14 protein-coding genes are annotated in these 12,059 nt (G+C 52.7%); 3 read left to right on the top strand and 11 right to left on the bottom strand.

Annotated elements, in window-relative coordinates:
- Positions 1-109: 109 nt before the first annotated feature.
- From ACG2XO_RS06845 to ACG2XO_RS06835, 3 genes are all read right to left on the bottom strand, one after another.
- A complete protein-coding gene (locus ACG2XO_RS06845) occupies positions 110-898 on the bottom strand; it encodes a fused MFS/spermidine synthase (RefSeq protein ID WP_410500066.1) in 789 nt (262 codons plus the stop codon).
- On the bottom strand, positions 898-1,842 hold the full coding sequence (gene ttcA / locus ACG2XO_RS06840) for a tRNA 2-thiocytidine(32) synthetase TtcA (protein ID WP_410500065.1): 945 nt from the start codon (positions 1,840-1,842) through the stop codon (positions 898-900). The genes ACG2XO_RS06845 and ttcA overlap by 1 nt, the downstream gene beginning before the upstream one ends.
- 105 nt (positions 1,843-1,947) lie before the next feature.
- The gene (locus ACG2XO_RS06835; protein WP_410500064.1) at positions 1,948-2,685 is read right to left on the bottom strand and encodes a pteridine reductase; all 738 of its coding nucleotides are present in this window, start codon (positions 2,683-2,685) and stop codon (positions 1,948-1,950) included.
- A gap of 135 nt (positions 2,686-2,820) precedes the next feature.
- Here ACG2XO_RS06835 and ACG2XO_RS06830 point away from each other — a divergent pair, with 135 nt between their 5' ends.
- Complete coding sequence (locus tag ACG2XO_RS06830) at positions 2,821-4,011, top strand: class I SAM-dependent methyltransferase (protein ID WP_410500063.1); 1,191 nt, start codon at positions 2,821-2,823, stop codon at positions 4,009-4,011.
- 17 nt (positions 4,012-4,028) lie between these two features.
- Here ACG2XO_RS06830 and ACG2XO_RS06825 read toward each other — a convergent pair whose 3' ends face one another.
- On the bottom strand, positions 4,029-4,532 hold the full coding sequence (locus tag ACG2XO_RS06825; protein ID WP_410500062.1) for a glycine cleavage system protein R: 504 nt from the start codon (positions 4,530-4,532) through the stop codon (positions 4,029-4,031).
- Positions 4,533-4,760: 228 nt separating this feature from the next.
- Between ACG2XO_RS06825 and ACG2XO_RS06820 the strand changes: the two genes are divergently transcribed.
- A complete protein-coding gene (locus ACG2XO_RS06820; protein WP_410500061.1) occupies positions 4,761-5,492 on the top strand; it encodes a DUF2092 domain-containing protein in 732 nt (243 codons plus the stop codon).
- 10 nt (positions 5,493-5,502) lie between these two features.
- Positions 5,503-6,054, top strand: a complete 552-nt coding sequence (locus tag ACG2XO_RS06815) for a hypothetical protein (RefSeq protein WP_410500060.1) — start codon at positions 5,503-5,505, stop codon at positions 6,052-6,054.
- A 71-nt stretch (positions 6,055-6,125) separates the two neighbouring features.
- Here ACG2XO_RS06815 and cysN read toward each other — a convergent pair whose 3' ends face one another.
- The 7 genes from cysN to ACG2XO_RS06780 all read right to left on the bottom strand — a co-directional run bounded on the left by cysN (position 6,126) and on the right by ACG2XO_RS06780 (position 12,040).
- Positions 6,126-7,562 carry a sulfate adenylyltransferase subunit CysN gene (gene cysN, locus ACG2XO_RS06810; RefSeq protein WP_410500059.1) on the bottom strand — a complete coding sequence of 479 codons (1,437 nt, stop codon included), beginning with the start codon at positions 7,560-7,562 and terminating at the stop codon, positions 6,126-6,128.
- A 163-nt stretch (positions 7,563-7,725) separates the two neighbouring features.
- Positions 7,726-8,652, bottom strand: coding sequence for a sulfate adenylyltransferase subunit CysD (cysD, locus tag ACG2XO_RS06805; protein WP_410500235.1), 927 nt, complete (start codon positions 8,650-8,652; stop codon positions 7,726-7,728).
- 187 nt (positions 8,653-8,839) lie between these two features.
- Entirely contained in the window at positions 8,840-9,226 is a 387-nt protein-coding gene (gene rsfS / locus ACG2XO_RS06800) for a ribosome silencing factor (RefSeq protein ID WP_410500058.1), read from the bottom strand.
- 126 nt (positions 9,227-9,352) lie between these two features.
- A complete protein-coding gene (gene nadD / locus ACG2XO_RS06795; protein WP_410500057.1) occupies positions 9,353-9,967 on the bottom strand; it encodes a nicotinate-nucleotide adenylyltransferase in 615 nt (204 codons plus the stop codon).
- A gap of 23 nt (positions 9,968-9,990) precedes the next feature.
- A complete protein-coding gene (locus ACG2XO_RS06790; protein ID WP_410500056.1) occupies positions 9,991-10,488 on the bottom strand; it encodes a hypothetical protein in 498 nt (165 codons plus the stop codon).
- Positions 10,489-10,490: 2 nt separating this feature from the next.
- On the bottom strand, positions 10,491-10,766 hold the full coding sequence (locus ACG2XO_RS06785) for a chorismate mutase (RefSeq protein WP_410500055.1): 276 nt from the start codon (positions 10,764-10,766) through the stop codon (positions 10,491-10,493).
- Complete coding sequence (locus tag ACG2XO_RS06780; RefSeq protein WP_410500054.1) at positions 10,766-12,040, bottom strand: glutamate-5-semialdehyde dehydrogenase; 1,275 nt, start codon at positions 12,038-12,040, stop codon at positions 10,766-10,768. The genes ACG2XO_RS06785 and ACG2XO_RS06780 overlap by 1 nt, the downstream gene beginning before the upstream one ends.
- Positions 12,041-12,059 lie beyond the last annotated feature (19 nt).

The raw sequence follows: 12,059 nt of genomic DNA, 5'->3' as shown, positions 1-12,059 counted from the left end.
TGATTACCTTAATTTTTTCACATCCGGGCGCACTTGAAAACCATTATCTGTGAGGAGTAAGGGGGAGGAGCAAAGACAAAGCAGCTCACCCCCACGCCTTACTGATTCACTAGATAAACAAACGTCGATCATTATGCGGATTCATTTTGGCCAAATCGCTGACAAATTCGCCAAATTCCAAACCATATTTTTCTTCCAGCTTTTTGGCTTTATCGGCCAAGCGCTCCCACTGCGGGCTGTTTTGGCCGCGCATAAACGCAAACGCAATCACATTGCCTTTTTGCCTTGCCGGCAGGCAGATCAGGCGACCATCAAAAACTTCGGCAATCTGCGCGCAATATTGGTCGAATTTTCGATCAATACTCCACAAATTCACCGCCAAGACGCCGTTGTCGGTCAGCTTGTTTTTGCAGGCCTGAAAAAAATCGGTGTTCGCCAACGGTGCCGCGATGCCGGTCGATGAGTAGGCATCCATCATGATCATATCGACCGACTCATCAGCCATGCCATACACATACGCAGCACCATCAGCGGTCAATACTGACAAACGTTCGTCATCTTCCGGCAAATAAAACATGCTGCGCGCAACATTGACCACCTGCTGATGCAGCTCGACGCAAGTGAGTTTGGTTTCAGACAGGTATTCATATACCCACTTGGCAATCGAACCGCCACCCAGACCGATTAACAGCATGTCTTTGGGTGGATCAAGGAACAACAGACTGCCAAATACACAGCGCGAATACGCCAGCACCAGCTCATTCGGCGCGTTCAGTTTCATCGCGCTTTGCGTATCGTCCTGACCAAAGTGCAACTTGCGAATGCCGCCTTCTTCCGACACATCGATCACGATGTCGTCATCGTGCGATTTGGAAAACCGTTTGGAGCGAAACAGCATCAGCTCTCGCTCCCGCAGCCGCTATCCAGGGATTTAGTCGCGAAAATCGAAATCCGCGCCGGGTCTTTGAATTCTTCTTTATCAAATGCCTTATCGCCGTCTTCACGCGGCGTACCATCGGCTTTGGCACCGACAAAATTGTAGATTTTCGGGTCATTCAAATGCGATGGAACGACATTGCACGTCGCCGAGAACATATTTTCCAGCCGCCCCGGAAAGCGTTTATCCCAGTCGCGCAGCATATCGCCAACGACTTGGCGCTGTAGATTCGGCTGAGAGCCGCACAGATTGCACGGAATAATCGGGAATTCTTTCGCGATGGCGTATTTCTCGATGTCTTTTTCTTTGCAGTAAGCCAGCGGGCGAATCACCATATGCTTGCCATCATCCGACACCAGCTTCGGCGGCATGCCTTTGAGTTTGCCGCCGTAAAACATATTCAAAAACAGCGTCGCCAGAATATCGTCACGATGATGGCCCAACGCGATTTTGGTCGCGCCCAGCTCGTCGGCCACACGGTACAAAATACCGCGCCGCAAGCGTGAGCACAGGCTACACGTCGTTTTGCCCGGCTCGATTACGCGCGTCACGATCGAATAGGTGTCTTCTTCGACGATTTTGTATTCAACGCCGAGCTTGGCCAGATAGGTTGGCAGCACGTGCTCGGGAAAACCCGGCTGCTTCTGGTCGAGATTGACCGCAACAATCGAAAAATTGATCGGCGCCGATTTTTGCAGGCTGAGCAAAATATCGAGCATGGTGTAGCTGTCTTTGCCGCCAGACAGACAGACCATAATCCGGTCGCCTTCCTCGATCATATTGAAATGATTGATCGCGTCGCCGACATGGTGGCGCAGCCGTTTGGCGAGTTTGTTGAAATTGTATTGCTGCTTTTTGGCAGCATCGACGTCCTGCTGCTCGTGGCTGATTACGGTATCGGTCATGGAAATGCACACGGGGTCGCGCTGCGACCCCGTTTAGGTGATTGAATTGGCTACGATTTTACCTGATTTTGCCCTTGTCGTCGCGCCGAACTGACGGCAAAAATTTCACAGAACGACGCTGCGTCCACCATCAACCGGCAAAACGACACCGGTCAGATAAGACGCTTCGAGCAGGAAATGGATCGCCTGAGCCAGATCATCGGGCTGACCAATACGCCCCATTGGTATTGACCCCAAGATCTCTTGCTGCTTTTCCTGTGTGAATATACCCCCATCATCTGGCCAGATATTCGTCCCCGGCGCGACGGCATTGACGCGCACGGCAGGCGCCAGTTCGCGCGCCAGCGACTTGGTCATTGCGACCAGACCCGCTTTCGCGACGGTATACAGCGTATGTTCGGGAAAAGGCCGATCAACATGAATGTCGGCAATACTGACGATCACGCCTTGCGTTTTTTGCAATTCGGAAACTGCGGCCTGCGCCAGAAACAGCGGTGCTTTCAGATTCGAGCCCAGTAAATCGAGCCAGGCGCTTTCGGTAAACTCCCCCACCGGCGTAGCAAAAAACGACGAAGCATTGTTAATCACCGCATCAAGTCGGCCAAATTGCTGCACAGCCGCAGCGACCAGCTCGGGCAAACGTTCGGTTTGCAGTAAATCAAGCGGGTACACCGCGACCGAATTGGCGCGAATGGCATTGAGCTCGTCAGCCAGTGCTTGCGCTTGCGTCACAGAAGCACGGCAATGCAACAGGATACGCCAGCCCTGAGCGTGCAGAAAACGGGCAATTCCAGCACCGACGCGTCTGGCTCCGCCAGTAATCAAGACGACTTTGTTGTCCACTTCCCTAACTCCACCCATTAAGTGCTAAGTCAAAAATTCTCCAGCATCGTTACTTCGCCTTGCCGTACTACTTGTACTGTCTTCGGCTTCGATGCCTTGCTGGAAAACTTTTGCACGGTTACTTACAATAGCGTTTTGTCCGATTTTACAGCCAGCCTGATGAGCCAAGCGCAAATCCCCGCCCCAAGCCCCGATGCACTCGCCGCCAGCGAGCAGCTTTGCCAATTGATCCGCACACAGATTGCCGCCAGCGACGGCTGGATTTCATTTGCCGATTATATGCGGATGGCACTGTACACGCCGGGTCTGGGTTATTACAGTGGCGGCGCGGCCAAATTTGGGACGGCGGGTGACTTTATCACGGCGCCGGGTTTGTCACCGCTATTTGGCGGCAGCGTCGCAACGACGATTGCCCATGTGTTGCAGGAAAGCGCTGGCAATGTGATCGAAGTCGGTGCCGGCACCGGCGCACTGGCGGCGCAGATCTTGGCCGAACTCGAACGACTCGGACAACTGCCAGAGCAATACGGCATTCTGGAGTTATCGGGCGAATTGCGCGAACGCCAGCAGAGCGCCTTGCAAACACTGGTGCCGCATCTGGCCGACCGCGCGGTCTGGCTGGACACTTTGCCAAGTGATTTCGTCGGAGTAATTGTCGGCAATGAAGTGCTTGATGCGATGCCATGTGAAGTCGTCCAACTTGCGGATGGCGCTTGGCAGCGGCGCGGCATCATAAGCACTGATACCGGTTTTGCCTGGGAAAATCGCCCACTCGATCCCGCTCAAGACGCAGCAATCCTAGCCACTTGCGCCAACTGGCCGCAAATCCCCGGCTACACCAGCGAGATTCAGCTTGAGGCGCAAGGTTTTATCAAGGCGCTGGCCGGCAGCTTGCAGCGCGGCATGATTCTGATGCTCGATTATGGCTTTCCGGCTAGCGAGTTTTACCACCCGGAACGCAGCATGGGAACGCTGATCGGCCATTATCGCCACCATACGGTGCACGACCCATTCCATCTGCCCGGACTGACCGACCTGACGTGCCATGTGGATTTTTCTGCGATGTATCTGGCTGCAGAACAATCAGAGCTTGCGCTTGACGGCTATACCTCACAGGCCAGCTACCTGATTGATTGTGGAATTCTGGAAAGAGCGGCGCAATTGGATAGCAAATCGGTCGAATATCTGCGTACCGCAGCGGCATTGCAGAAATTGCTCGGTCAAGCCGAAATGGGCGAATTATTCAAAGCTATCGCCTTCTCGCGCGGCCTGCAAGGCAGTACCGCGCCAGGCTTTCGCGGGCAGGATAGATCAGGCGAGCTGTAAACGACTCGCCCGAGCTATCACGCTTCCCACTCGACCATCAAATCATCAGCGATGGTTTCGAGCGCTTGGCGCACGACACCCAGATCAATTTGCTGCGAAGCCGATAATTCGGCGCGGGCGTGGAACATCATTTCGCCCGACATCGGCGCACTGTCGAGCCAGGTCGTCAGTTTTTCAACGTTGACCTCGTTGCGCGCCAGAATCGATGACACCTCTTTGACAATCCCGATCCGGTCATGACCGACCAGTTGTAGCACAAACAACTGGCGCTCGCCCGGTTCGCCCTCGCTATCCATCACCCCGCGCACATCCAGATCAGGGATGTGCTGCAGCGCTGCAAGCAAAGCAGCGCCATCCTGTTTGACCGCCACTTTGACAATACCGGCAAACTGCCCGGCCAACCGCGAAAATGAAGATTCCAGCCAGTTGCCGCCTTGGGCAGAAATCAGCGCAGCCAATTGCTCGACCAAGCCAGGCTTATCCTTTCCTAACACGGAAATTACCAAGACGTTCGTCATCATTTTCACCCATTCAAGAAATTTGGTTTATCTTTCAAAGGAACAGCCAATTGCACCTCGGAACACGGCCTTCGCCTGCCGAGGTCATCAGTCATTTGAGCATAGATCGGTTGTACGCCCATTGACTGTATTGTCCAGTGTTTGTTTTTCGCACTCACCGATTCAATTTAGCCACATCAGGAGTCAACAATGCACTTTCACTCAAATCGTATAGTGGCCGCTTTTTGCCTAATGGGTATAAGCGCCCTCAGCACCGCGGCTCACGCAGAAGAAACGGCCACGACCCCGGCACAAGTCACGGCGGATTACCGTCCAGTCAATGCCTTGAAACGCATGGGCGAGGTTTTGCGTGGCTTGCAAAGCTTCACCATACAAACCCAGACCGTGACCGAAAAAGTGATGGTTAACGGCCAGAAAATTCAGGTCGGCGGCACCATGCTACTTGAATACCAGAAACCGGATCACTTGCGCGCGATTCTCCAGCGCTCGGGCAAGGAACTCAATTTTTACTACGACGGGCAGCAAGCCTCGCTATTTACACCCAAAAAAGGCTATTACGCCTCGGTGCCGGTCACCGGCACCGTGGGTGAAGTTCTGACCAGCATAGAGAAAAAACATGGTGTTTCACTGCCATTAACAGATTTGTTTATCTGGGGCACGCCAAAAGGGGATGAAGTCAAATTCGAATCTGCGGTGTATGTCGGTCGCGATTATGTCGATGGTGTACTGTGCGACCAATACGCCTACCGGCAGGGTTATGTAGACTGGCAAATCTGGCTGGAAGCAAGTACCCAAATGCTGCCACGCAAATTGTCGCTAACCAACACTGCCGACCCAGCCATGCCTCAGCACACCGAGATTCTGAACTGGGATCTGAAGCCCGACTTTAGCAAAGGCCACTTTAGTTTTAAGGCGCCCGCCAATGCCATGGCCATTCCATTGCGTGAACGCACTGCACAGTAAGGAAAACATCATGTCCACTTTATTTCACCATACCGTTCTTCCAATCTGTGCAGCCATCAGCCTGGCGCTCAGCATTCCGATGGCCGATGCAGCGCCGCCCCGTAAAGCTGATCGTTCAGCCAAAACCAGCAGCACCCGCGCCGCGCCGAGTGCCAGCAACCGCACGGCAACCACAGGTGCACGAGCAAACACCAGCACCCGTTCAACGACAGGAACGCGTTCAACACGAGCAAGCGGCGGCGATACGCGTGCAGTTTCAGGCAGCAATAACAACATCAATATCGACAACAGCCGTACCGTCAATGTCAACGCCAACGGCGATGGCTGCCATAATTGCGGCGGCTGGGACGATGACGACTGGGATGTAGGCCGTGCCATGGTCACCACCGCAGCCGTGGTCGGCACAGCAGCCGTCATTGGCTCCATGGTCAATTCGGTTCCGGCCAGCTGCGTCCCGGTCAACTACAACGGGATTGTTTACCAGCAATGCGGTGCAACCTGGTATCAGCCGCAGTATGTGGGTTCCAACGTCAATTATGTCGTGATCAACGCGCCGTATTGATCACAGAGCTTGGGCCCAAAACAAAACCCGCATAAAGCGGGTTTTGTTTTTTCTTTAATGCAGTACTTACTTTATTTCAGCAAATCGCGAATGTCCTTCGCACCCCAGTGCGGGAAATGCTTGCGCACCAAGGCATTCAGATCGGCTTCAAATGCGCGCAAGCGGCTCAGTTCGTCCAAATCAGCGCTACCCGCACTTGCCTCAGCGGGCGCGACGATCATGCCAGCGGCAATCGTTGCGTTGCTCAGGCGGTCGATCACGATCAGATTACCCGTACCACGGCATTCGCTGTATTTGTCGTAGGCGATTGGCGCAGTCAGCTCGAAACGCACCAAGGCGATTTCGTTCAGTTTCAATTCTGAAACGCTGATCTGCTCCAAGCTATTCACGTCGATACGATACTGGATGGAGGTAATGCGCCCGAAGCACTGTTTGCCGCCGAGTTTGACGATATACTCCTTGCCAATCACTAGCGGTGCTTCGTTCATCCACACCACGTGCGCGTCAAAAGCACTGCCGACATGCGGCTGAGCATCTTGCGCGCGAACAATCATATCGCCGCGAGAAATGTCAATTTCGTCTTCCAGCGTCAGCGTAATCGCCTGGCCTGAAAACGCGACGGTTTGCTCGCCTTCGTACGTTACGATGGCTTTGACTTTCGATTTTTTGCCTGATGGCAAAGCGACAATCTCATCGCCCGGCAAAACATGACCCGCCGCAATCGTGCCGCAGAAACCACGGAAATCCAGATTCGGGCGGTTCACATACTGCACTGGCAGGCGAAAAGCGTCGAGCTTGGCGTCTTTGTTGATTTGCACGCTTTCCAGCAAGCCCATCAGCGTTTCGCCTTCGTACCATGGTGTTTTGTCTGATTCATTCACCACGTTATCGCCGCGCAGCGCCGACAATGGCACAAAGCGGATGTCGGCAATATTCAGGTCTTTGGCAAAATCCAGATACTGCGCCTGAATTTCCTTGTAACGCGTTTCAGAGAAATCAACCAAGTCCATTTTGTTGACAGCAACAATCACATGCTTGATACCGAGCAGCGACACGATAAAGCTGTGGCGACGCGTTTGCGTTTGTACGCCGTAACGCGCGTCGATCAGGATAATTGCCAGATCGGACGTTGAAGCGCCAGTCGCCATATTGCGCGTGTATTGCTCGTGACCCGGGCAATCGGCGATGATGAATTTGCGTTTTTCAGTACTGAAATAGCGATACGCCACGTCAATCGTAATGCCCTGCTCGCGCTCGGCTTGCAAACCATCGACCAGCAACGCCAGATCGATTTCTTGGTCGGTGGTGTTAAATTTTTTGCTGTCTTTCTGAATCGCCGCGAGGTGATCGTCGAAAATCAGTTTCGAGTCATGCAACAAACGACCGATCAAAGTCGACTTGCCATCATCCACATTGCCGCAAGTAATAAAGCGCAGCATGTCTTTGTTTTCGTGCTGTTTCAAATACGCCAAGATGTCACTGGCGATCAGTTCTGATTGATTTGACATTGTTTCTTTCCAATCTCAATAAATATTCGGCCAATCTCAAGGCCGTAGCGAGCAAGTCCAAGACAAGGAGTCAGCACTGTAAGCAAGCGGAATGGACACATAGTCCATGAGCATTGCGAAGCGCGCACGACGCAGTATTGGGCTTGCGCAGCAAGGCTACCGCTTAGAAGTAGCCTTCCATTTTTTTCTTTTCCATCGAGCCACTCGAATCATGGTCAATGGCACGGCCTTGGCGCTCGGATGTCGTCGCCAGCAGCATTTCCTGAATCACTTCCGGCAGCGTCGTCGCTTTTGATTCCACCGCGCCAGTCAATGGGTAACAGCCCAGTGTGCGGAAACGCACCCATTTTTTCTCGATGGTCGCTTTTTGCTCTGGCGTCAGGTATTGCAGGATGCGATCGTCGTCGATCATCACCGTCGTGCCGTTGTAATTCACGACTTCGCGCTCGGCCGAGAAATACAGCGGCACGATTTCGATGTTTTCGAGGTAGATGTATTGCCAGATATCGAGCTCGGTCCAGTTCGAAATCGGGAATACGCGAATCGATTCGCCTTTATCGACTTTCGAGTTGTAGATGTTCCACAGCTCTGGACGCTGGTTTTTTGGGTCCCAGCGGTGGTTTTTATCGCGGAATGAATACACACGCTCTTTGGCGCGTGATTTTTCTTCGTCGCGGCGCGCGCCACCAAAAGCGGCGTCAAAACCGTATTTATTCAAAGCTTGTTTCAAGCCTTCGGTTTTCATCACGTCGGTGTGTTTGGCCGAACCAGCAGTGAATGGATTAATACCAGCGTCAACGCCATCCTGATTCACATGCGTAATCAGATTCCAGCCATCGGCGATCTGTTTATCACGCAGCTTGTACATGTCCTGGAATTTCCAGGTGGTGTCGACGTGCATCAGCGGGAACGGTGGCTTGCCCGGTGCAAAGGCTTTTTTGGCCAGATGCAGCATCACGGCTGAATCTTTACCAATCGAGTACAACATCACAGGGTTTTCAAATTCGGCAGCCACTTCACGGATGATGTGGATGGATTCGGCTTCAAGCTGTTTCAGATGCGTCAGCCGTGCTTCGGACAAGGTATTCATGGCGTGGACTTTCACTGCTAAAAATCAATAGAGACGGAATCTAAACTTAAATTCCGCGTGGAAAAAGAACGTGTGGCTATATACATAGATCAATTGCATCTAGGCAGTCGTAAACCGGTTTGGACAAAACAATGGCGGCGAGGATTGATCCAACCCATGGCCGCCATTCAAGACCAACAACGACTAATTATTCGTCAACTGTATTGGCTGCCGACCAGGCACGACCCATAGGGTTAAATGTTGGCTTCTGGCCGCCCCACAGCTGTTCCAGATCATAGTAATCGCGTACGGCTGGCAACATCACGTGAACAACGAGGCTACCGGCATCAACCAGCACCCACTCGCCGGTTTCTTCGCCTTCGGTGCTCATGATTTCATAGCCTTTGGCTTTCAAATCTACGGCCACATTGTTGGCCAGCGCGCGCACTTGACGGTTTGAGTCGCCTGTCGCGACAATCATGCACTCAAACAGATCAGTCAGTTTGGACGTATCGAGTACCTGGATTTCTTTCGCTTTGATGTCTTCCAAAGCATTTACGGCAATATCGCGCATCGCGATCAAAGTTTCATTCATTGTATTTCCTTCAAAAACGGTAAAGCCCACAACCTGAAAGCACAAAAGCGTTCCAGCAAGGCACAAAGTCGCAGACAGTACGTGAAGTACGGCAAGACGAAGTAACGCAGCTGGGGCGCTTTTGTTTTAATACTTGCCGGCTAATTGTCGCCAGACAGGGGTCAGTGCTGAAACATCTTCCCCACGTGCGAGCATTTCCCGCACTAAAGTGGACGAAACAGGCATAAGTGGGCTTGATAATAGGCTGATTTTACCCCGAGACAGGGTGTCGGTGTTGGCTATTACGTGCCGCCTGGCAAATTCTTCTGATAAATCAGCGCTTAAGCCATCAAAAGCATAGTCTGGCCGTGCGGCAATCAGCAAGTGGCCAAGGTCGAGCAGCTCGCGCCAGCGATGCCAGCGAGTCAGATTCAGCCACGAATCGGCGCCAATCAACCAGACCAGCAAAGCATCAGGGGTATCTTGCTGCAGCTCAGTCAACGTGTCGACTGTATAGCAATACCCCTCACGAAGAACTTCCCTATCATCAGCAATCAAGCCCGCTTCGCCAGTAATTGCCGCCTGCACCCAGTCAAAACGCTGCTGCGGAGAAACGCGTGATGGCGGACGATGCGGCGGCAAACCGGTCGGAATCAGTCGCACTTCATTGAGCTGCAATTGATCACGCATACAGCGCGCCAATTCAATGTGACCGTAATGAATCGGGTCAAACGTGCCGCCAAAGATGCCGATTTTTTGCATGCATTAATCAATCTATTGAAAAATCAAAGTACATGAAAGCTCAAATATGGTTCCAATTTTTTTTCGAGCAGGTCGATTTTTACACGCATTTTTACATTCCACTCTGAATCATGTCTGTTAGCCATTAACTCCCGTTCATTACTATTTACAGGCGTTTGATATATCGCAGTGACCTTAAACGACTGTTCATCCAACTCATCCAGCAATTCAAAAATACCCGAGTCGTTTTTAAATAAAAATCGAGACTCCAGCTTTGACTGAATAAAAGCACGATGAATTTCTTGATACCTTCCAGATTGGTAGCAAGGCTCACCATCATACAGAGCTTGGAAAAGCTTGAGCGTATTCTCATATACAACAAAACGACGGTTGTATAAATCAAGGCGAAACTTCGACTGAGCTGTCTGCCATTGCTGCCAAGCAATATAAGCGACTAAAGCAGCAATAATTACTGGTGTAATTTTAGTAAGAACCTCAAAAACACATCCAAACCAAACTGGCATTTCAGGGCAATTAGTCATATTCAGCACCGCTTATGCTGCGCCACGACCTCGTCCAGAATCAATCGTTGCAAGCGCTGGGCAAAGTCGGGGTCTAGCCCGGTTTGCGCGGCTAGCGTGGCGGTTTTTTCCAATTGCTGCGCTTCACGGGCTGCGTCTTGTGCAGGCAATTGCTGCTGTTTTTTCAGTTGCCCCACTTGCGCGGTAACTTTAAAACGCTCGGCCAGCACGCTAAACAGCTGCTGATCGAGTGCATCAATTTGCTCGCGCAAGGCGAGAAGTTCGGCAGGAACGCTCATTACACGCGCACCTCGCCATCACCCAGCACAATCCATTTTTCGCTGGTTAATCCTTCCAGCCCCACAGGGCCACGCGCGTGGATCTTGTCGGTCGAGATGCCGATCTCGGCGCCCAGACCATATTCAAAACCATCGGCAAAGCGCGTTGAGGCATTCACCATCACGGAAGCCGAATCGACTTCGCGCAGGAACTGGCGCGCCTTGGTGTAGTTTTCGGTGACAATCGCGTCGGTGTGATGACTGCCATAAGTATTGATGTGATCCATCGCCTGATCGATGTCGGCGACAACGCGAATCGAAATAATCGGCGCGAGGTATTCAGTGCGCCAGTCTTCTTCGGTCGCAGCAATCGCGTCTTTCAGAATTGCTTGTGTTGCAGCACAGCCGCGCATTTCAACGCCTTTTTCGCGATAAATCGCAGCAATTTCCGGCAAAATCAGCTCAGCAACGTTTTCGTTCACCAGCAGCGTTTCCATCGTATTGCATGGTGCGTAGCGATGCGTTTTGGCATTATCCGCAATGCGAATCGCTTTGGCTGGATCGGCTTCGTCGTCGATATAGACATGGCAAATACCGTCCAGATGCTTGATCACCGGCACGCGCGCGTCGCGGCTGATACGCTCAATCAGGCCCTTGCCGCCGCGTGGCACGATCACGTCGACAAACTCGCTCATCGTAATCAGCTCGCCCACTGCTGCGCGGTCTGGCGTTTCGATAATTTGCACCGCAGTCTCCGGCAAACCCGCCGTTGCCAAACCTTCTTTCACGCACGCCGCAATCGCCTGATTGCAATGGAATGCTTCGCGGCCACCGCGCAAGATCGTGGCGTTGCCCGATTTAATGCACAGGCCTGCGGCATCAGCGGTCACATTCGGGCGCGCTTCATAAATAATGCCGATCACGCCCAGTGGGACGCGCATTTTGCCGACCTGAATCCCGCTGGGGCGGTATTTGAAATCGCCCATATTGCCGATTGGATCGGGCAGCGCGACCATTTCGCGCAGGCCTTGCGCCATCGTCGCGATGGTTTTGTCAGTGAGTTGCAGACGGTCGAGCAGCGCAGGCTCCAGACCATCGGCACGCGCCTGCTCCATATCGCGGCTATTGGCGGCGAGCAGCTTGGCGGCATCGCGCACAATTGCATCGGCAATCGCGTTCAGTGCGGCGTTCTTAGCGCCGGTGCTGGCCTTGGCCATCGCACGGCTGGCAGCACGCGCCTGGCGGCCCACATTTTGCATATATTTTTGAATATTGGCAGGGGCTTGGATATCCATGGTCTTGCTTCCCGTGAGT

It is taken from the genome of Chitinibacter sp. S2-10 (genome assembly GCF_046530675.1).
In the GTDB taxonomy this organism is placed as follows: Bacteria; Pseudomonadota; Gammaproteobacteria; order Burkholderiales; family Chitinibacteraceae; genus Chitinibacter.
The sequence above is the reverse complement of the archived record's forward strand: the minus strand, read 5'-3'. Positions and strand labels throughout refer to the sequence as shown.

Coding starts and splice junctions, on each gene's coding strand:
- cysN (WP_410500059.1), bottom strand. CDS start 7,562: ATGTCAAATCAATCAGAACTGATCGCCAGTGACATCTTGGCGTATTTG.
- ttcA (WP_410500065.1), bottom strand. CDS start 1,842: ATGACCGATACCGTAATCAGCCACGAGCAGCAGGACGTCGATGCTGCC.
- ACG2XO_RS06845 (WP_410500066.1), bottom strand. CDS start 898: ATGCTGTTTCGCTCCAAACGGTTTTCCAAATCGCACGATGACGACATC.
- rsfS (WP_410500058.1), bottom strand. CDS start 9,226: ATGAATGAAACTTTGATCGCGATGCGCGATATTGCCGTAAATGCTTTG.
- nadD (WP_410500057.1), bottom strand. CDS start 9,967: ATGCAAAAAATCGGCATCTTTGGCGGCACGTTTGACCCGATTCATTAC.
- ACG2XO_RS06820 (WP_410500061.1), top strand. CDS start 4,761: ATGGGTATAAGCGCCCTCAGCACCGCGGCTCACGCAGAAGAAACGGCC.
- cysD (WP_410500235.1), bottom strand. CDS start 8,652: ATGAATACCTTGTCCGAAGCACGGCTGACGCATCTGAAACAGCTTGAA.
- ACG2XO_RS06780 (WP_410500054.1), bottom strand. CDS start 12,040: ATGGATATCCAAGCCCCTGCCAATATTCAAAAATATATGCAAAATGTG.
- ACG2XO_RS06825 (WP_410500062.1), bottom strand. CDS start 4,532: ATGATGACGAACGTCTTGGTAATTTCCGTGTTAGGAAAGGATAAGCCT.
- ACG2XO_RS06790 (WP_410500056.1), bottom strand. CDS start 10,488: ATGACTAATTGCCCTGAAATGCCAGTTTGGTTTGGATGTGTTTTTGAG.
- ACG2XO_RS06785 (WP_410500055.1), bottom strand. CDS start 10,766: ATGAGCGTTCCTGCCGAACTTCTCGCCTTGCGCGAGCAAATTGATGCA.
- ACG2XO_RS06815 (WP_410500060.1), top strand. CDS start 5,503: ATGTCCACTTTATTTCACCATACCGTTCTTCCAATCTGTGCAGCCATC.